The organism is Nocardioides sp. SR21 (assembly GCF_022761125.1).
Lineage (GTDB): Bacteria > Actinomycetota > Actinomycetes > Propionibacteriales > Nocardioidaceae > Nocardioides.
This window is the reverse complement of sequence record NZ_JAKWJR010000009.1, coordinates 86,661-105,319: the sequence shown is the minus strand read 5'-3', so window position 1 is coordinate 105,319 and position 18,659 is coordinate 86,661. Positions and strand designations below refer to the sequence as shown.

The following is an 18,659-nucleotide window of genomic DNA, read 5'->3' as shown; positions in this document are numbered from 1 at the left end:
GGGCCCGCCCAGAAGGACGGGCCCCCGCTCGTGAAGCTGTCAGGCAACCGCTAACGGTCAGCCGACACCGTACTCAGAGCACAGGTCCTCGATGCCCTTGCAGATCTCGGCAGCGTCGGCCTGGCCGGCGTCGACGACGGACTGCACCGAGTCGGCCGTGACCCAGACCGGGTCGGCGAGCACCGACGGGACGTCGACGCCGAGCTCCGAGTCGTTGACCGAGCCGGTCGCGATCGACGAGGTGTCGTCCCCGTTGATGATCGCGATGGCGAGGTCGGCGGCGGCCTTCGCCTCGACCGAGGTGTCCTTGAAGACCGTGCCGCACTGGTAGCCCTGCAGGACGTTGGCCAGACCCTCGGCCGTCGCGTCCTGACCGGTCACCGGGATCTCACCCTCGACGCCGGCGGCCTTCTGACGAGCGATCACACCGCCCGCCATGCCGTCGTTCGCCGTGACCAGACCGACGAGGTCCGGGTTGGCGGAGTACATCTGGTCGAAGACCTGACCTGCGACGTTCGGGTCCCACTCGCCGGTCTGGTCGGCGACGACCGTGAAGCTGCCGTCGTCGGTGATGACCTGCTCGTAGCCCTGCTTGAAGAGCGTCGCGTTGTTGTCGGTCGCGGCGCCGTTGATGAAGGCGATGTTCCCGCTCGTGACGTCCTTGGCGTTGAGGCAGTCGATCAGACCCTGGCCCTGGAGCTCGCCGACCACCACGTTGTCGAACGACACGTAGTAGTCCGCGCCGCCACCCAGCGTGAGCCGGTCGTAGTCGATGACTGCGACGCCGGCGTCCTTGGCCTTGTCGATGCACGCCTTCCCCGAGTCCGGGTCGAGGTTGGTCGCGATGAGGACGTTGACGCCCTCGGTGATCATCTGGTCGCAGAGCTGACCGTACGTGTCGGGCGAAGCCTCCGCGTTCTGGATGATCGACTCGAGCCCGGCGGCCTCGAACGCGGCCTCCAGGTTCGGGCGGTCCTGCGTCTCCCAGCGGACCGAGCTCTTCGAGTCGGGCAGGATCACGCCGACCTTGCCCGTGGTCTCGCTGCTGCCGTCGCCGCTGCTGCCCTCACTGCCCTCGCTGCCGCCGTCGCTGTCGCTCCCGCACGCCGTCAGCGCACCGAAAGCGAGAACACCCGCTGCGACCAGGGACGCGTACCGCGCACCCTTGTTCCTGACCATTCCCTCGACCTCCATGGCTCGGACCGGTGAGCGGCTCGTCATTTCGAAAAGGACCGAGACTTCTTGTGACGGCCATCACCGGATATGTTGTGGCGGACAACTTACTGAGGGTGACTCAGCGCGGCAAGCAGTTCTGGATGCGTGTTTTGTTGCACGTTCCAACCAAGCGTGCGTCCGCCTGAGCGTGACCAAATCGTGATGAGATCGAGGACCCGATGAGTGCCGACGACCGCTACACCCCCACCCGTGACGACCGCTTCTCCTTCGGCCTGTGGACCGTCGGCTGGCAGGGCGTCGACGTCTTCGGCGGCGCGGTCCGCCCCGAGCTGGACCCGGCGGAGGCGATCCACCGCCTGAGCGACCTCGGCGCCTACGGCATCACGTTCCACGACAACGACGTGTTCCCGTTCGACGCCACCGCCGCCGAGAAGGAGCAGCACCTGGCGCCGTTCCGCAAGGCGCTCGAGGAGACCGGCCTGGTGGTGCCGATGGTGACCACCAACCTGTTCTCCCACCCGGTCTTCCGCGACGGCGGCTTCACGAACAACGACCGCGACGTACGCCGCTTCGCGATCCGCAAGGCCGCCGAGCAGATCGACCTGGCCGCCGAGCTGGGCGCGGAGATCTTCGTCGCGTGGGGCGGGCGCGAGGGCGCAGAGTCGGGCGCCGCGAAGGACATCAAGGACGCGCTGGCGCGCTACAAGGAGGCGTTCGACGTCCTCGGCGCCTACTCCGAGGAGCAGGGCTACGGCCTGCGGTTCGCCATCGAGCCGAAGCCGAACGAGCCGCGCGGCGACATCCTGCTGCCGACCGTCGGGCACGCGCTGGCGTTCATCAACGAGCTCGAGAACCCCGACCTCGTCGGCCTCAACCCCGAGGTCGGCCACGAGGAGATGGCCTCGCTCAACTATGCGCACGGCCTCGCCCAGGCGCTCTGGCACGGCAAGCTCTTCCACATCGACCTCAACGGCCAGACCGGCCCCCGCTACGACCAGGACCTGCGCTTCGGCGCCGGCAACGCGCGCGGCGCGTTCTGGACCGTCGACATCGTCGAGAACGGCGGGTACGAGGGTCCGCGGCACTTCGACTACAAGCCCCCGCGCACCGAGGACATGGACGGCGTGTGGGAGTCCGCGCGCGGCTGCATGCGCAACTACCTGATCCTGCGCGACAAGGTGCGGGCCTTCCGCGCCGACCCCGAGGTCCAGGAGGCGCTGAAGGCGGCGCGCGTCGACCAGCTCGCCGTACCGTCCCTGGCCGCCGGTGAGACGGTCGCCGACCTGCGAGCCGAGACGTTCGACCCCGACGCCGCCGCCGCGCGCGGCATGGGCTTCGAGCGCCTCGACCAGCTCGCGCTGGAGCACCTCTACGGGGTGCGCTGACGTGTAGTCCCTGACGTTCGGGTCGCCAGGAGGGGTCAAACCCGACCCGGACGTCAGGGACTACGCCCATCTCCGGGGCGCCTCGGGGCGCCTTTCGGGCCCATTCCCGCCCGGGGCACCCCCACCACTGTGGATACTGAGGGCACCGACGAGGACCGGGAGGGCCCTGGGTGGAGCGGCACGTCGACGAGCGGCAGCTGCTCGACGCCCTGAGCCTGTCCGTGCTCGCCACCGACGAGTCGAGCCTCGTCGTCTTCGCCAACGGCGCGGCCACCGAGCTGTTCCGGACGAGTACGGCGGACCTGGTCGGCCGTCGGCTCGGCAGCCTGATCGAGCCCGAGCAGGTCGCCGCGGAGCAGGCGCTGAGTGACGTGCTCAGCGGGAGCCGCTGGCAGGGCGACCTCACGATCCTCCGCAGCGACGGCGAGACGGTGCTCGCGGCCGTCACGATCACCCCGATCCCCGGACCCGGCGGCGGCGTGGTCGGGTCGATCATCGCCCTCGAGGACATCACCGAGGTCCGGCAGGCGGCCGCCGAGGCCGCGGAGAGCGAGCAACGGCTGCGGCTGGCCCACGCGGCCGCCGAGCTCGGGACCTGGCACTGGAACGCCGCGGACGGCTCCAACGTCTGGGACGCCCAGATGTACCGCATCTACGGCCTCGCCCCGGGTGGGTTCGACGGCACCTGGGAGGCGTGGGTCAACAGCATCCACCCCGACGACCGGGCCGAGACGATCGCGACGGTCGCCGCGGCCATGGAAGCGTGCTCGCCCTACGTCCTGCGGCACCGGATCGTCCGGCCGGACGGCAAGCCGAGCTGGATCGAGGCGCACGGCAAGGTGCTCGTCGGTCCCGACGGCAGCGCCTCGGGCACCATCGGCTGCGTCCAGGACGTCACCGAGCGGATCCTGCTGCAGCAGCTCCGGGAGGACGCCGCCGCGCGGGCGCTGCTGCTCCAGGAGGTGACCGCGGACTTCTCGCGGGCCACGACCCCCGACCAGGTCGCCGCCGTGTACGAGGCGGGCCTGGAGCGGGTGCGCGCGATCGTCGGCGCCGACCAGCCCCCGACCGAGCTGGACGAGCAGCTCCTGAGCACGCTCACGCTCCAGCGGGCGATCGCCGACGAGCGCGCCGAGCTGTTCCGCCACACCACCGCGATCTCCGAGGAGCTCCAGCGCAGCCTGGCGGCGAGCCCGCTGCCTCAGCTCGAGCGGTTCGAGATCGAGGCCTACTACGCCCCGGGCGGCGACGACCTGGAGCACGTAGGCGGTGACTGGTACGACGTCGTCAGCACCTGGGGCGGCGGGCTGGCCCTGGTGGTCGGCGACGTGATGGGCCGCGGGGTCCGGGCCGCGACCGGGATGATCCACGTCCGGGCCGGCATCCGCGGGCTGCTGACGATCGAGCCGGACCCGGCCGCGCTGCTCGAGGCGGCCGACGAGCTGATCGCCCGCGACGCCCCGGAGCAGTTCGTGACCGCGGCCGCGGTCCTGATCGACCCGGACGGCGGCACGCTCGCCGTGTGCAACGCCGGCCACGTGCCGCTGGTGCTGGTCCGGCCCGACGGCACCGCCGAGCTGATCGAGGTCGGCTCCGCGGCGCCCCTGGGCGTGCTGACGCGGCTGCACCGGGAGGCCGAGCACTTCGCGATCGAGCCGGGCTGCGTGGTCGTCCTGGTCACCGACGGGGTCGTCGAGTCCCGCGACCACGACATCGACGAGGGCGTCGAGCGGCTCCGCAGCCGGATGGCCGAGCTCGCCGGCCGTCCGCTCACCGAGCTGGTCGCCGCGGCCGCGGCACTGGCCGACGACCGGCACGCCGACGACGTCACCGTCGTCGCAGCGCGCCTTCGGTGAGCGCGGCGCACGCCTCGTCGACAGCCGTCGGCGCTCCCCCGACGTACCACTCGACGCCGGCGGCGCGGACCCGGCGGGTCGCTCCCCCGGCGCCGCAGATGATCGCCGCGCCGGGCAGCGCGTCCCACGACGGCACCGAGTGCTGGCCGAGCACGTGCAGGCGCCCCTCAGCGACGGCGGTCGCGTCCATCGAGCCCGAGCCCAGCATCCGCATCGTCGCCGCGCGGCCGGCCATCCGGCCGAACGCCGCGCCGATCTCGTGGTCGAGGAACGGCGGGTGCAGGTAGGTCGCGAGGCACGACTCGGCCAGCGGCCGGTCGGCGATCGGATCGAGGGGTACGCCGTTCACGGTGCTCGGCAGGTCCGGGCCACCCACGAACGTGCGGCCGGTCGCCGGGTGGTGGATCGCCCCGAGCACGAGCTCGTCGCCGTCGGTCAGCGCGATGGCCGAGCACCACCAGTCCAGCCCGGCGAGGAAGTTGTAGGTGCCGTCGACGGGGTCGATGACCCAGATCCGGCCGCTGGTGCCGGCGCGGTTCGCGCCCTCCTCGCCGAGCACGCCGTCCTCGGCACGCTCGACCGCGAGCGTGTCGATGACCTGCTTCTCGGCGGCGTGGTCGGCCGCGGTGACGACGTCCGAGATCGAGGTCTTCGCCCGGGCCTCGAGCCCCTCCGCCCGCATCCGTCCCGCGAGCGTCCCCGCCTCGCGCACGAGGCGGACGGCGAGCTCGGCGTCGCTCATGCCCGCCATGCGTCCGCGAGCAGCCGTCGGGTGTCGGAGAGCAGCTGCGGGAGGGTCATGGTCCCGGCCAGCACGGTGATGAAGTTGGCGTCGCCGGACCAGCGGGGCACGACGTGCTGGTGGAGGTGCTGCGACAGCGACCCGCCGGCCACGCCACCGAGGTTCAGCCCGATGTTGAACGCGTGCGGTCCGCTGACCTCCCGGATCACGCGCACCGCCTGCTGCGTCGTCGCCATCAGCTCGGTCGCCTCCTCCGTGGTGAGGTCCTCGAGCTCGGCGACGTGCCGGTGCGGGAGCACCATCAGGTGGCCGGGGTTGTAGGGGTGCAGGTTCAGCACCGTGAAGCAGGTCTCGCCCCGGTGCACGACTAGGCTCTCCTCCGGCGAGAGGTGCTCCATGGCGCAGAACGGGCACCCGTCGCCCGCGGGCTGGGGCGGCGCGACGTACGCCATCCGGTGAGGTGTCCAGAGGCGGTCGAACCCCTCGAAGCCGTCGCGCTCCTGTCCCACGGGGTCGCTCATGGAGGTAACCCTAAAGTGAGGCCCATGACGCTGCGCCCGGCACGCCCGGAGGACATGGCGACCGTCGCGGACATCTGGCACCGCGCGTGGCACGTCGCCCACCCCGGCCACGTTCCGGACGGGCTCACCGCGGGCCGCACGCGGGCGGCGTTCCACGAGCGCACGCCGGCCCGGGTCGCCGACACGACGGTCGCCGAGGTCGACGGCCGGGTCGTCGGCTTCACGATGGTCGACGGCGACGAGCTCGAGCAGCTGTTCGTCGACCCGGACCTGCACGGCGGTGGCGTCGCGGCGCCGCTGCTCGCCGCCGGCGAACGGCGGATCGCCGCCGCCGGGCACCACGTGGCGTGGCTGGCCGTCGTGGTGGGCAACGCCCGGGCTCGGCGGTTCTACGAGAAGCACGGCTGGTACGACGCCGGCGACCTACCCTACGAGGTCACCGCGGGCGGCGCGACGTACATCTCGCCGTGCCGTCGCTACGAGAAGCAGCTGTCGTAGATGCGCTCACCGGGTCTCGACACGCCGGTCGCCTCGCTCGACCACCATCAGCGGGTCCGCTGACGCGGCCCCGCTAGACCTGCTCGCGCGACGCGACCGCGTCCAGGACCCGCTGGATCGCCTCCTCGATCGGCACGCCGTTGTCCTGGCGGCCGTCGCGGTAGCGGAACGACACGGCGTTCGCCGCCACGTCGTCCGCGCCGGCGATCATCATGAACGGGACCTTCTGCAGCTGCGCGTTGCGGATCTTCTTCTGCATCCGGTCGTCGGAGTCGTCGACCTCGACGCGCAGCCCCTGCGCCTGCATCTTCCGGGCGACGTCGTAGAGGTAGTCGGCGAAGGTGTCGGCGACCGGGATCGCCTGGACCTGGACCGGGGCGAGCCACGGAGGGAACGCACCGGCGTAGTGCTCGACCAGCACGCCGAAGAACCGCTCCAGCGAGCCGAACTTCGCCGAGTGGATCATCACCGGCTGGTGCTTGGCGCCGTCGGAGCCGACGTATTCGAGCTCGAAGCCCTTGGGCTGGTTGAAGTCGTACTGGATCGTCGACATCTGCCAGGTCCGGCCGATCGCGTCCTTGGCCTGGACCGAGATCTTGGGGCCGTAGAACGCCGCGCCGCCCGGGTCGGCCACCAGCTCGAGGCCGGACTCGACCGCGACGTCCTCGAGCACCTTGGTCGCGACCGCCCAGTCCTCGTCCGACCCGACGAACTTGTCGGGCTTGGAGTCGTCGCGGGTGGACAGCTCGAGGTAGAAGTCGTCGATCCCGAAGTCGCGCAGCAGGCCGAGCACGAAGTTCAGCAGGTGCTTGATCTCGCCGGGCGCCTGCTCGGGGGTGACGTACGAGTGCGAGTCGTCCTGGGTCAGCCCGCGGACGCGGGTGAGGCCGTGGATGACGCCCGACTTCTCGTAGCGGTAGACCGAGCCGAACTCGAACAGCCGCAGCGGGAGCTCACGGTACGACCGACCGCGCGAGCGGTAGATCAGGTTGTGCATCGGGCAGTTCATCGGCTTGATCATGTAGTTCGATCCCTCGAACTCCATGGGCGGGAACATCGTGTCCGCGTAGTACGGCAGGTGCCCCGAGGTGAAGAAGAGCTGGTCCTTGGTGATGTGCGGGGTGCCGACGTAGGAGAAGCCCTCCTCGATGTGCCGCCGGCGGACGTAGTCCTCCATCTCGCGCTTGATCACACCGCCCTTGGGATGGAAGACCGCGAGGCCCGAGCCGATCTCGTCGGGGAAGCTGAACAGGTCGAGGTCGCGCCCGAGCTTGCGGTGGTCGCGGCGCTCGGCCTCCTCGATCCGGTGCAGGTGCTCGTCGAGCGCCTCCTTCGACTCCCAGGCGGTGCCGTAGATGCGCTGCAGCATCTTGTTCTTCTCGTCGCCACGCCAGTACGCCGCCGCGGAGCGCATCAGCTTGAACGCCGGGATCCGCTTGGTGGTGGGCAGGTGCGGGCCGCGGCACAGGTCGCTCCAGGCGACCTCGCCCTTGCGGTTCACGTTGTCGTAGATCGTCAGCTCGCCGGCGCCGACCTCGACGCTCGCGCCCTCGGCGGCGTCCTCGGACTTGCCCGATCCCTTGAGGCCGATCAGCTCGATCTTGTACGGCTCGTCCTGGAGCTCGTGGATCGCGTCGTGGTCGGTGGTCACCCGGCGCTCGAAGCGCTGGCCCTCCTTGATGATCTTCCGCATCGCGGTCTCGATCTTCGCGAGGTCCTCGGGGACGAACGGGGTCTCGACGTCGAAGTCGTAGTAGAAGCCGTTCTCGACCGGCGGGCCGATGCCGAGCCTGGCCTCCGGGAACAGCTGCTGCACCGCCTGCGCCATCACGTGCGCGGTGGAGTGCCGCAGGATGTCGCGACCGTCCTTGCTGTCGATCGCGACCCCCTCGACGACGTCGCCGTCGGCCAGGACGTACGCGAGGTCCTTGAGCTCGTCGTTGACCCGGGCCGCGATCACCGAGGCGTCCTCGGCGTACAGCTCCCACGCCTTGGTGCCCGTCGTGACCGTCCGGTCCTCACGCGCGTCGGCGTGGGCGAGGACGATCTTCAAGTCGGACACGATGGCTCCTTGCGATGGGGAACGGACCGGTCGATCGTATCGACCGGTCCGTCCGCGTCGCGCGGCGGTTTCGCCGTCGTCACATGTCGCGGTAGCGCTTCGCCTTCCCGAGCTGCTCGACGAGGAACGCCTCGTCGACCCGGCGGTGCTGCTGCGGCGGCCACGTGCCCGGCGGGTCGGCGCTGTAGAGCTGGGCGTACGCCGGGAGGTCGCGCTGGTACCGCCAGCCCTCGCTCAGCGGGCCGACGTCGTAGGCGTCGTAGCCGAGGTCGTCGTACACCTGCGCGACCGTCGCCTTGGCGTCGGCGTCGTCACCGGCCAGGGCGAGGACGCTGCGCTCGGGGTCGCCGTGCGGTCGGGCGAGCTCGCGCAGCGCGCCGTAGTTGATGTTGTTGAAGCCCTTCACGACCTTCGACTCCGGCAGGTGCGCCTGCAGCAGCTCCGCGGTGGTCGTGGACTCGTCGTCCAGCGCGGCGATCTGGCCGTCGCGCTGCGGGTAGTAGTTGTTGGTGTCGATGACGACCTTGCCGCGCAGCGGCTCGACCGGCACCTGGTCGATGGCCTTCAACGGGATGGTCACGACCACCACGTCGCCGGCCTCCGCGGCCTCCTGCGGGGTCGCGGCCCGAGCGCGGTCGCCGAGCTCGTCGACGAGGTCGGCCAGCGTCTCGGGTCCCCGACTGTTGCTCAGCACGACGTCGTAGCCCGCCTCCACAGCGAGACGCGCGACGGTGCTGCCGATGTTGCCTGCTCCGATGAGTCCGATCGTTGTCATGCCGGCGCAACGGTCTGGAGCCTCGCGGCATTCCAGGCGTCACTTCGCGTCGATGCGCACCTTCCCGATGCGGCCGATGGGCGAGGCGCAGGCCGCGCCCCACGTCGGGACCACGCCGCCGTTGCACGCGCGGAAGCCGGTCTCGTAGGCGCTGCCGCCGTTGAACTTCAGGTAGCAGTCGTCCTCGCAGGTCAGCCCGGTGACCTTGAAGACGCCGCGCCGGTTCGTGACGTCGCTGCCCTCGATCGCGGAGATGTCCGTGGAGCTGCGACTGGTCACCTTCACGCCCGGCACCGGGTCGTGGGTGACGCTGTCGATCAGCACACCGCGGATGAACGCCGGGTTCGCCCGGATCGTGCCGATGTGGGCATCCGCGGACCAGGTGAGCGCCCCTCCGGCGGTCGGCTGGACGAAGCGCGGCGTACCGCCGCCGACGTACCCGCCCTGGTACTCGCCCGGCACGACCTGGACGTAGTACTCGTCCTCGGGGCTCGGTCCGGCGTCGAGCGCGAAGCTGCCGGCACTGCTGGTCGTGTCGGTGTCGACGATCGCGCCGGGGCCGGAGCCGGTGACCAGGCGCAGCCGCACCGTCGCGCCGGCGACCGGCGGATGCGTGCCGGTCGCGTCGACGAGCTTGCCGGTGAGCGGGCCCGCGGCGTGTGCGGTCGGCACGAGGGACAGTCCGAAGAGGGCGAGGCCGACGCAGATCAGGAGGGCCAGGAGACGTCGCATGACTCAGGTTAGGCACGGCTCGCCACATCGCAAGACCCGTCCGCAATCTCCGTACGGCGGTGGCGAACGGCTGCGACCATCGTCGGCATGAGCGATGCGGCCACCGAGCAGAAGCTGGAACTCCTCACCGACCCGGTCACCGGCAAGATCGCGCCGAAGGTGCTGTGGCGGCCGCTGCGGCGCCTGGCGGGCAGCGTGGACCGCGTGACGTCGGCGGTCGCCACCTGCCTCCAGGACGGTGACCGCACCGAGTGGGCGGTCGTCCTGGTCACGAACAGGGCGCTGGTCCACGGGCGAGCGTCCAAGGCCCTCCCGGGTGAGATCTGGTCCTCGGAGTCCGCCGACCAGTCCTGTGACGACGTCAGCGTGTGGTCCCGCGGGCTCGACCACATCCAGAGCATCGACACCGCGCAGCTGGCGGTGCAGCACCACCGCCCCGGGAGCGGCGACGAGAGCCTGACGTGGACCGAGGCGTACCAGGTCGGCTTCCTCGACGGGACCGTCCTCGACCTGCCGCTCTTCAACAGCCAGGCCGGCGGTGGCGAGGTGGCGAAGCCCGCGCTCGCGGTCCTCGACACGCTCGTGGCGCAGCTCGACGCCCGTTCGACGGGGGGCTGAGGGAAAGCAGAGAGCCGCACGCTGATGCGTGCGGCTCTTGGCTGTTTCCGGTGGGCGATACTGGGTTCGAACCAGTGACCTCTTCGGTGTGAACGAAGCGCGCTACCACTGCGCCAATCGCCCGGGAACTGCGGTCGCAGACTCTAGCCTACGAGCTCGGCGAGATCACATTCGAGGGTCGCGTCACGGAACGCCTGCTCGTCCGTCTCCACCACGTGAACCAGCAGCCGAAGGCCCACGTCCTGTCCCAGGAGCTCGTGCTCCAGTGCCTGGACGCGCGTGGGCGCAGCGTGGACCTCCCCGCGTCGTTCGGGTACGACCCGGCCGACCCGTGGGCGGTGTGCATCACCTTCCGCGGCCCCAAGGAGGAGGTCAGCTGGCTGGTCGCGCGCGAGCTGCTGGTCCGCGGTCTCACCGACCCGGCCGGCGAGGGCGACATCCAGCTGTGGCCGAGCATCGACGACGGCGGCCGGGCCGCGGTCGTGATGGAGCTGCGCTCCCCCGACGGCCACCTGGTCACCGAGCTGCGCACCCACGAGCTCTACCGGTTCCTCACCCGCACGCAGGCGCTGGTGCCGTCCGGGACCGAGGCCATGGACCTCGACCAGCTGGTCGAGGCGATCACGCGGCAGTCAGAGCCCCAGTAGCTCCGGCTCACGACGCCGCCACACGTCCTGCACCTCCGCGGTCACCGGGCCGGGCACGGGCAGCTCCCGGTCGTCCCAGCGCGAGACCGGCTGCACGTCGCGTGTCGTCGACGCCAGGAACACCTCGCTGGCCCGTTCGACGACCTCGATCGGCTCGTCGACCTCGCGACCGCCGTACCACTCCAGGATCAGCGCCCGGGTGACACCGGCGAGGCAGCCGCTGGCGAGGGTCGGGGTCCGCAGCTCCCCGTCGACGACGTAGAACACGTTCGAGCCGGTGCCCTCGCAGAGGTGCCCGGCGAGGTTCGCGAAGATCGCCTCGGTCGCCCCGCGCGACTTCGCCTCGGCGAGCGCGACGACGTTCTCGGCGTACGACGTGGTCTTCAGCCCGGCCAGCGCTCCACGCTCGTTGCGGGGCCACGGGACGGTCGCGACCGGGGTGGAGTCGGCCCACGGCTGCATCACGTCCGCGACCACGATCAGCGTCGGCGCCGCGTCGCCGCGACCCGACCCCAGGGGTGCGGGACCGCCCGTGAACGTGATCCGGATCCGCCCGAGCTCCAGCGGCTCGCCATCGAGCACCGCGGCCAGCCCACGTCGTACGGCGTCCTCGTCGACCTCCGGCAGGCCGAGGCCGGCCGCCGAGCGGCTGAGCCGCGCCAGGTGCCGGTCGAGGGCGAACGGCAGACCGTCGACGACCTTGATCGCCTCGAACACCCCGTCCCCCACCGTGAGGCCGTGGTCGGTCACCGGGACCGCCGCAGCACTCGCATCGGACAGGAGCTCTCCGTTGATCCACGCACGCATGCGGTCACTCTAGAAGTGCGCTGGGAGGCGGGGCGACGCGCCTTCCGGGGGTCGATTTTGCATGGTCTGGGGCATCGGCTACTGTTCTCACGCACGCCGACCGGGACACCGGACGGAGCGCAGGCGGACATAGCTCAGTTGGTAGAGCGCAACCTTGCCAAGGTTGAGGTCGCGAGTTCGAGTCTCGTTGTCCGCTCGGAGAGGTCTCTCCCTGGTTTGGCCTCCGTTGGTGGGTTGGCCGAGAGGCGAGGCAACGGACTGCAAATCCGTGTACACGGGTTCAAATCCCGTACCCACCTCTCAATAAATCAAGACCCGGGCGATTGGCGCAGTGGTAGCGCGCTTCCTTGACACGGAAGAGGTCACTGGTTCAAACCCAGTATCGCCCACCAGCATCTGCAACAAGACAGAGCCGCTCTCCTCCGGAGGGCGGCTCTTTCGCTTGCTACCACCGTGACAGCGCGGCTCTGCCTTCGCACGGAAGTGGTCGCAGGTTCACACCCAGTATCGCCCACCAGCAGAGCCGCTCTCCTCCGGAGGGCGGCTCTTTGGCTTGCTACCACCGTGGCAGCGCGGCTCTGCCCTCGCACGGACGAGGTCACTGGTTCACCCCCAGGATCGCCCACCAGCATCTGCAACAAGACGGGGCCGCCCTCTCCCGGAGGGCGGCTCCTCCAGTCGCGTCAGGGCCGACGAGCGATCACCCGGCACAGGACCGGGTCCTCGTCGCCCCACGGCGCCAGGCCGGCCGACTCGACGTCGTAGTCGATCTCCCAGCCTCGCCCGCGCAGATCGGCCAGGAACTCGGCGGCGTTCTGGTACCGGCGGAAGTGCTGGGGGTGCGCCTTCACCAGCTCCTCGTCCTTGTCGGTGCGGAACTCGGCGACGAACAGGTCGCCGGACCGCACCTGAGCGCCGATCGAGTCCAGGAGCGCGTCCTGGGTCCGCGCGTCGATGGCGTGCAGCACGAAGCGGCTGTAGAAGACCCGGGGACGCCCGTCGTCCTCGCTGAGCACCGCGGCGAGCCTGGCCCCGTCGGAGAGGTCGCACACCTCGAAACGCGCCTGGGCGAGGTCCGCCTGATCCGCCTTCTCGCGGGCGTGCTCGATCGCGACGCCCGCACGGTCCAGGCCCAGGACCTGCCGCCCGCGCGTCGCGAAGAAGATCGAGTCCCGACCGTCGCCACAACCGATGTCGACCACGGTGACCGAGTCCGGGCCCAGGCGGTCGTGCACGAAGTGCGCGAACGACGACGCCTCGGCGTGGCCGTGGTGAGCGTAGTAGTCGGCCCAGTAGACGTCGGTGATCCGCGGCGGGGTCATCACGCCGGTCCGGTCGTTGCCGCGCTTCTCGACGTTCCACTGGAAGCCCGTCTTCGGTCGACGCCAGTCGTCGCCGTAGAAGGTGGCCAGCAGCTCTTCTGCGCAGACCGGTACCAACGCCGTACGCCCCACGAACTCGATCTCGCGCGTGCCCTTCCAGTCCGCGGTGGTGATCTGCGACTCACCGGCATAGCCGAACGGGTGCTGCAGCACGCCGTCGGCGTCGAAGTAGACGTGGAAGATGTCGATGCGATGGTCGGGCCGAGCCGGGTCGACCACGTGCAGCCCGCCGCCCATCGCTCCCACGCGGTACCCCTCGGCGATCAGCATCTTCGCGATCTTCACCAGCTCGTCGGCTGCCTCGGGCCCGGTGGTCGCCGAGCTCACGAAGCTCGCGTCGTAGTCGTTGTCGTGCGCGAGGAAGCCGCCTTCGCGAACCGCTCCCAACAAGGTCCCGTAGGTGATGAACAGGTCGTAGCCGAACGTGTCGGCGAGCAGGGCACGTGTCGACTCGTAGAGCGAGCCGACCGCGGACTGCCACTCCTCGTCGAGGCCCTTGGAGACCTGCACGAGGCCCGTGCGCCCCAGGAGATGACCCTCGTCGAAGCGCTTCTGCAGGTCCTGTGGCGTCTGGCTCCCGGACCTGGGGGCTCGCAGGAACATGCCGTGCCCGTGGATGGGGAGGACCTGCGAGTCGGTCACGACCCGCAGCGGCGTCCCCTTGGGTGCGTAGTCCCACAGCTGGGAGATCACGAAGGTGAACGTACGGATCTGCTGCCTGCTGTGTCTCCGGTCCCCCTTCGGCGGCGGCAACGAGGGCGTCGGTGAGCCCTTGGCCTTCCCGCTGGCAGACATGGCGCCATCCGGAGTCGCCGTCGTCGTGCTCACGGTCATCGAGCCCAACCGCAGCTCGACCTCGGTGGGCGGGCTGTCGGCCGGGACCGACACCCACCCGCGTACGTCGTGCTCGGTGAACGCCTCGACCATCCCGCTGACGCGGACCCGGGGCGAGGGTCCGGTCCGAGGTGACCTGCGACGACGAGCTCGACTGAACAATCTCTACTCCCGAATCAGAGGAACCTGGTGGCCATGTCAGCGCAACGCTGGGGACACCCGGCATTCACCGGACAGCACACCCCAGCAAACCCCGAGGGGCAAGCGAGCGCTCGGCGAGCCGCACCGCCAATCGCTCCGGCGACCCGAGCCAGGGCGGCTCCTGTGCTTGTATCCCTTCATGGCGCGCGCGGCCGGACTCGTTCTCGTCCTGGCTCTCCTCGCGCCCACGACCCCGGCCGCGGCGAGTGATCCTGCGCCGGTCGGCAGCCTCACGCTCCACCGGTGCGACCTGGCACCGCGCGCCCTGTGCGGGTCGATCCGCCGCGAGTGGGAGCCGGGTCGCCCCGAGGAGGGGACGGTCAAGGTCGGGTTCGTGCTCGTACCGCCGCGCGACGCGGATCGGCCGGCGCTGGGCACGCTGGTCCCGCACGAGGGCGGGCCGGGTTACAGCACGACCGGGTCGGTGGACTACTTCATGGGGATGTACGGCGGCCTCCTCGACCGGCGCAACCTGCTGCTGGTCGACCAGCGCGGGACCGGGCGCTCGCAGCCGATCGACTGCCCGGCGCTGCAGGACCTGCGGACCGAGTACCACCGCGCGGCCGGCCGGTGCGGACGCAGCCTCGGCGAGCGAGCCGACGACTACACGACCGCGCTCTCGGCGGACGACCTCGCGGCGGTCGCCGAGGCGCTCGAGCTCGGTCCGCTGGACGTGTACGGCGACTCCTACGGCACGTTCTTCCAGCAGGTCTTCGTCGGACGACACCCGGGCCTGGTCCGCAGCGTGGTGCTCGACGGCGCGTACCCGACGTACGGCGAGGACGGGTGGTACGCGACCCAGGGGCCGGCGATGCGGCACGCGTTCACGGTCGTGTGCGAGCGCTCGCCGCAGTGCCGCGACGCGGGCGCGCCGTGGCGGGCGACGATCCGGCGCGTGCTGGACCGGGTCCGGGAGCGACCCTGGGGAGGCACGTCGTACGACGCCGACGGCCGCCGGACGCGGGTCGCGGTCGACGCCGAGAGCCTGGCGGCGGTCGCCTTCGGCGCGACGTACGGCCCGGCGTTCTACCGGGAGATGACGGCCGCGCTCCGCTCCGGGTTGCGCGGGGACCGCGCTCCCCTGCTCCGCCTGGTCGCGGAGGCGCTCGGCGGCGGCACCGACGCCGGCAGCCCGCGCGCCTACAGCGAGGGGCTCGACGCCGCGGTCGCGTGCCACGACTACCCGCAGCTCTACGACATGACCGCAGTCCCCCGGGATCGCGAGCAGGAGTACGCCGCCGCCCTGGCCCGCCGCACTCGCACCCACCCCGGCACCTACGCGCCGTTCACGGTCCGTGAGTACGCCGCCTCCGACTGGCAGATGCTGGACTGGTGCACCCGCTGGCCGGTGGCTCCGGACGACAACCCGGCCGGCCCGGTGCTCCCGCCCGGCGGCTCGTACCCCGACGTGCCCGTGCTGGTGCTCAGTGGCGAGCTGGACTCGATCACGACACCGGCGGAGGGCGCGCTGATCGTGGGGCAGTTCCCGGACGCCGAGCAGGTCGTGGTGCCGAACAGCTTCCACGTGACCGCGCTCGGCGACACCGACGGCTGCGCCAGTGAGCTGGTACGCCGGTTCGTCCGTCATCCCGCGCAGGACGCGGGCACCTGCGCGGGCCGGGTTCCTCCGGTCGCTGCGCTGGGCGTGTTCCCGCGGCGGGTCGCCGACCTGGGCCGAGCCAGGACCGTCGAGGCCACCGTCGCCGACGTGATCGACCGCTGGTGGAACAACTACTCCGGCCACGGTGTCGGCCTGCGCGGCGGGACCTGGCGCTACTCCGGCGGCGACGTGGTGCGGTTCCGGCTGCGCGACGTACGACTGGTGGACGACCTCGCGGTCAGCGGCCGGGTCGTCTGGGACCGCTACGCCGGGACCGTGACCAGCCACGTCACGAGCCGCTAGCCTCACAGGATGGATGCGGAAGTCCTGCCGCCGTTCCCGCCCGACGCCTTCCAGCGCGTGCTGTGCGTGGTCGCCCATCCGGACGACGTCGAGTACGGCACGTCGTCGGCCGTCGCGGCGTGGACGAGCCAGGGCGTCGAGGTGGCCTACCTGCTGCTGACGCACGGCGAGGCCGGGATGGACGCCCTCTCCCCCGCGGAGACCGCGGAGCTGCGGGTGCGCGAGCAGGTCGCGGGGTCGCACGCGGTCGGGGTGTCGCAGGTGGACTTCCTCGACCACCCCGACGGCGTGCTCGTCTACTCGCTCGAGATGCGGCGCGACATCGCCCGGGCGATCCGCCGGTTCCGGCCGGACGCCGTGGTGGTGGGGTCGTGGGAGGTCGAGTTCGTCGCGGGCCTGAACCAGGCCGACCACCGGGCCGCGGGTATCGCGGCGGTGGACGCGGTTCGCGACGCCGGCAACCGGTGGGTGTTCACCGAGCTGCTCGAGGAGGGGCTGGACCCCTGGTCGCCGCGGTGGCTGCTGGTCGGCGGCGACGACCGGCCGACCCACGGCGTGGACGTGACCGGCGAGCCGCTCCAGCGCGGCATCGCGTCCCTGGAGGCGCACCGCGAGTACCTCGCCGGGATCCCGGGACACCCGCCGCCGCGGATGATGATCACCGGCATCACGGCGCTCAACGGCCGGCGGATGGGCGTGCAGCACGCCGTGCTCTTCCGGGCGTTCGACTTCCACGCGCCGCCCGCGATCGCGATGGAGGCCATGCAGGCGGCCGCCCAGGTCCTGGCCGCCGACGAATAAGGACGTTGGTCCTCCGAATACAGGACGCAACACCCTGGGCGCCGGAGGCGCCGCCGCCGATGCTGGAGGCATGCTCGTCCACGACCTGATGACACCCGCTCCCGCCACGCTGCACCCGGGGACCCATCTCGACGACGCGCTCTCCGCGCTCGCGCGCCTCGGCGTCACGTCGATGCCCGTGGTCGACGACCAGGGCTGGCTCCTGGGGATCGTCAGCGAGGTCGACCTGATCCGCGGCGCCGTGGCCCACGACCCTGACGACCAGCACCCCGGCGTGGTGATCGACCCGCAGTTCCAGTCGCGCATCGTCGGCGACGTCTACACGCGCGACGCGGTCTGCGCCCGCGCCTGCGACGACATCGCGACCGCGGTCGAGGCGATGGTCGCCGCCTCCGCGACCTGCCTGCCCGTGTTGAACGAGGTGGGTCAGCTCGTCGGCGTGATCAGCCGCCGCGACGTCGTGAAGGCCCTGGTCAAGCAGGACGAGGCGATGGCCTCCGAGCTCGACGGCCTGATCGGCGAGGAGTGCCTGTCAGCCCGCAAGTCCTGAGACCCGCGCGGCCATAGCCTCGACGTCGGCCGGCCCGGTGCCGCAGCAGCCGCCGACGAGGCGCGCTCCGGCCGAGACCCAGCCGTCGACCAGGTCGAGGTCGACCGGGTCGCCGTACGCCCAGGCCTTCGCGTCGGCGTCCCAGCTGCCACCCCGGTTCGGGTACGCGACGGCGGGGCGGCCGGTGGCGGCGACGGCGGCGGTCACCGCGCCGAGCACGTCGTCCTGCTCCGAGCAGTTCACGCCGGCCGCGACGACCGTCCGGGAGCCGGCGAGCACGGCGTAGGCGTCCGCGAGCGGCTGCCCGGCACAGGTGGTGTCACCACGGACGGAGTAGCTGAGCCAGGCGGGCACGCCGAGGTCGTCGAGCAGCCCGACGAGCACCTCGGCCTCCTCGGCGTCCGGGATCGTCTCCACCGCGAGCAGGTCCGGGCCGGCGGCGGCGAGCAGCTCGAGGCGCGGGGCGTGGAAGTCGCGCAGCCGGGAGCCAGGGACGCCGTAGCGGCCGCGGTACTCCGACCCGTCGGCCAGGAACGCGCCGTACGGTCCGACCGAGGCCGCCACGAGCAGCGCCGGGTCGTCGAACGAGTCGCGGACCTCCCGGGCGATCGCGACGCTGCGCGTGATGAGGCCGGCGGGGTCGGCGTGCGCGGCGAAGCCCTCCAGGCTGGCCTGGTAGCTCGCGGTCGTCGCCACCTGGGCCCCGGCGCGGTAGTAGGCGCGGTGAGCAGCCGCGATCCGCTCGGGCTCGTCGGCGAGGAGCCGCGCGGTCCAGAGCTCGCCGGAGAGATCGGCGCCCTGCTGCTCGAGCGCGGTCGAGAGCCCGCCGTCGAGGAGGATCGGTCGGGTCAGCGCTGCGAGGTCCACGGAGCCATCATGGCGTCCGCATGGTGCGGCGAGGACAGGGAGGGCCCGAGGGCAGCGACGACCTCGGGCCACCTCCCCGTCAACGTTACGTCCCCCGGGTTTCCGTGGTCCCGGAGAAGAACCGCGCCGGGGTTCTCAGGCTCCCGACGTGGTCTACCACGACTGTAAGCACGAGACGGCTCGCGCGGGTCGGGTTGCAAGAAACTGCAGGAAGCGCACTAAATCGCGATCCCGCACGACGCCGAGTGGTGCCCGGCGGCCGCATCATCGTCCCGGCCCCCGTGGACGGGGCGGACGCGGCC

The 18,659-nt window shown here is 71.3% G+C and carries 17 protein-coding genes and 4 tRNA genes; 11 read left to right on the top strand and 10 right to left on the bottom strand.

Going from position 1 to position 18,659, the window contains the following annotated elements:
• Positions 1-57: 57 nt before the first annotated feature.
• A complete protein-coding gene (locus tag MJ604_RS17575; RefSeq protein ID WP_243059838.1) occupies positions 58-1,179 on the bottom strand; it encodes a sugar ABC transporter substrate-binding protein in 1,122 nt (373 codons plus the stop codon).
• Positions 1,180-1,394: 215 nt separating this feature from the next.
• On the opposite strand from MJ604_RS17575, the gene xylA reads away from it, so the two are divergent.
• Both xylA and MJ604_RS17565 read left to right on the top strand, forming a co-directional pair.
• On the top strand, positions 1,395-2,561 hold the full coding sequence (gene xylA, locus MJ604_RS17570) for a xylose isomerase (RefSeq protein ID WP_243059837.1): 1,167 nt from the start codon (positions 1,395-1,397) through the stop codon (positions 2,559-2,561).
• Positions 2,562-2,731: 170 nt separating this feature from the next.
• Positions 2,732-4,417, top strand: a complete 1,686-nt coding sequence (locus MJ604_RS17565) for a PP2C family protein-serine/threonine phosphatase (RefSeq protein WP_243059835.1) — start codon at positions 2,732-2,734, stop codon at positions 4,415-4,417.
• On the opposite strand, the gene MJ604_RS17560 is transcribed toward MJ604_RS17565, so the two are convergent.
• Together MJ604_RS17560 and MJ604_RS17555 are read right to left on the bottom strand one after the other, a co-directional pair.
• Positions 4,389-5,159 carry an inositol monophosphatase family protein gene (locus MJ604_RS17560; RefSeq protein WP_243059833.1) on the bottom strand — a complete coding sequence of 257 codons (771 nt, stop codon included), beginning with the start codon at positions 5,157-5,159 and terminating at the stop codon, positions 4,389-4,391. The genes MJ604_RS17565 and MJ604_RS17560 overlap by 29 nt on opposite strands.
• Positions 5,156-5,680: an HIT domain-containing protein gene (locus MJ604_RS17555; RefSeq protein WP_243059832.1), complete on the bottom strand. Its 525-nt coding sequence runs from the start codon at positions 5,678-5,680 to the stop codon at positions 5,156-5,158. Before MJ604_RS17555 ends, MJ604_RS17560 begins: the two co-directional genes overlap by 4 nt.
• 24 nt (positions 5,681-5,704) lie before the next feature.
• On the opposite strand from MJ604_RS17555, the gene MJ604_RS17550 reads away from it, so the two are divergent.
• Positions 5,705-6,178, top strand: coding sequence for a GNAT family N-acetyltransferase (locus MJ604_RS17550; RefSeq protein ID WP_243059830.1), 474 nt, complete (start codon positions 5,705-5,707; stop codon positions 6,176-6,178).
• A 73-nt stretch (positions 6,179-6,251) separates the two neighbouring features.
• Here the strand turns inward: MJ604_RS17550 and thrS are convergent, their stop codons facing one another.
• The 3 genes from thrS to MJ604_RS17535 all read right to left on the bottom strand — a co-directional run bounded on the left by thrS (position 6,252) and on the right by MJ604_RS17535 (position 9,747).
• On the bottom strand, positions 6,252-8,240 hold the full coding sequence (thrS, locus tag MJ604_RS17545) for a threonine--tRNA ligase (protein WP_243059829.1): 1,989 nt from the start codon (positions 8,238-8,240) through the stop codon (positions 6,252-6,254).
• 79 nt (positions 8,241-8,319) lie between these two features.
• Positions 8,320-9,015 carry an NADPH-dependent F420 reductase gene (locus MJ604_RS17540; RefSeq protein ID WP_243059827.1) on the bottom strand — a complete coding sequence of 232 codons (696 nt, stop codon included), beginning with the start codon at positions 9,013-9,015 and terminating at the stop codon, positions 8,320-8,322.
• Between the two features lie 39 nt (positions 9,016-9,054).
• Positions 9,055-9,747, bottom strand: a complete 693-nt coding sequence (locus MJ604_RS17535; protein WP_243059826.1) for a hypothetical protein — start codon at positions 9,745-9,747, stop codon at positions 9,055-9,057.
• An 87-nt stretch (positions 9,748-9,834) separates the two neighbouring features.
• Between MJ604_RS17535 and MJ604_RS17530 the strand changes: the two genes are divergently transcribed.
• Positions 9,835-10,365, top strand: a complete 531-nt coding sequence (locus MJ604_RS17530) for a hypothetical protein (RefSeq protein WP_243059825.1) — start codon at positions 9,835-9,837, stop codon at positions 10,363-10,365.
• A 51-nt stretch (positions 10,366-10,416) separates the two neighbouring features.
• Here MJ604_RS17530 and MJ604_RS17525 read toward each other — a convergent pair.
• Positions 10,417-10,488 (bottom strand) — tRNA-Val (locus MJ604_RS17525).
• A gap of 92 nt (positions 10,489-10,580) precedes the next feature.
• Here MJ604_RS17525 and MJ604_RS17520 point away from each other — a divergent pair.
• Positions 10,581-11,012 (top strand): SsgA family sporulation/cell division regulator, encoded by a 432-nt coding sequence (locus MJ604_RS17520; RefSeq protein WP_243059824.1) that lies wholly within the window; start codon positions 10,581-10,583, stop codon positions 11,010-11,012.
• Here MJ604_RS17520 and MJ604_RS17515 read toward each other — a convergent pair.
• Positions 10,998-11,819: an aminotransferase class IV gene (locus MJ604_RS17515; protein ID WP_243059823.1), complete on the bottom strand. Its 822-nt coding sequence runs from the start codon at positions 11,817-11,819 to the stop codon at positions 10,998-11,000. The two genes, MJ604_RS17520 and MJ604_RS17515, sit on opposite strands and share 15 nt — an antisense overlap.
• 123 nt (positions 11,820-11,942) lie before the next feature.
• Here MJ604_RS17515 and MJ604_RS17510 point away from each other — a divergent pair.
• From MJ604_RS17510 to MJ604_RS17500, 3 genes are all read left to right on the top strand, one after another.
• Positions 11,943-12,015: transfer RNA gene (locus MJ604_RS17510), tRNA-Gly, on the top strand.
• Between the two features lie 32 nt (positions 12,016-12,047).
• Positions 12,048-12,118 (top strand) — tRNA-Cys (locus MJ604_RS17505).
• A gap of 18 nt (positions 12,119-12,136) precedes the next feature.
• Positions 12,137-12,211 (top strand) — tRNA-Val (locus MJ604_RS17500).
• 291 nt (positions 12,212-12,502) lie between these two features.
• Here the strand turns inward: MJ604_RS17500 and MJ604_RS24340 are convergent.
• Positions 12,503-13,894, bottom strand: a complete 1,392-nt coding sequence (locus tag MJ604_RS24340) for a class I SAM-dependent methyltransferase (protein ID WP_243059822.1) — start codon at positions 13,892-13,894, stop codon at positions 12,503-12,505.
• A 481-nt stretch (positions 13,895-14,375) separates the two neighbouring features.
• On the opposite strand from MJ604_RS24340, the gene MJ604_RS17490 reads away from it, so the two are divergent.
• From MJ604_RS17490 to MJ604_RS17480, 3 genes are all read left to right on the top strand, one after another.
• Positions 14,376-16,139 (top strand): alpha/beta fold hydrolase, encoded by a 1,764-nt coding sequence (locus MJ604_RS17490; protein WP_243059820.1) that lies wholly within the window; start codon positions 14,376-14,378, stop codon positions 16,137-16,139.
• A 9-nt stretch (positions 16,140-16,148) separates the two neighbouring features.
• Positions 16,149-16,940: a PIG-L deacetylase family protein gene (locus tag MJ604_RS17485; RefSeq protein WP_243059818.1), complete on the top strand. Its 792-nt coding sequence runs from the start codon at positions 16,149-16,151 to the stop codon at positions 16,938-16,940.
• 70 nt (positions 16,941-17,010) lie between these two features.
• Positions 17,011-17,490 (top strand): HPP family protein, encoded by a 480-nt coding sequence (locus MJ604_RS17480; protein WP_243059816.1) that lies wholly within the window; start codon positions 17,011-17,013, stop codon positions 17,488-17,490.
• On the opposite strand, the gene mmuM is transcribed toward MJ604_RS17480, so the two are convergent.
• A complete protein-coding gene (gene mmuM / locus MJ604_RS17475; protein ID WP_243059814.1) occupies positions 17,473-18,357 on the bottom strand; it encodes a homocysteine S-methyltransferase in 885 nt (294 codons plus the stop codon). The genes MJ604_RS17480 and mmuM overlap by 18 nt on opposite strands.
• Between the last annotated feature and the right edge of the window lie 302 nt (positions 18,358-18,659).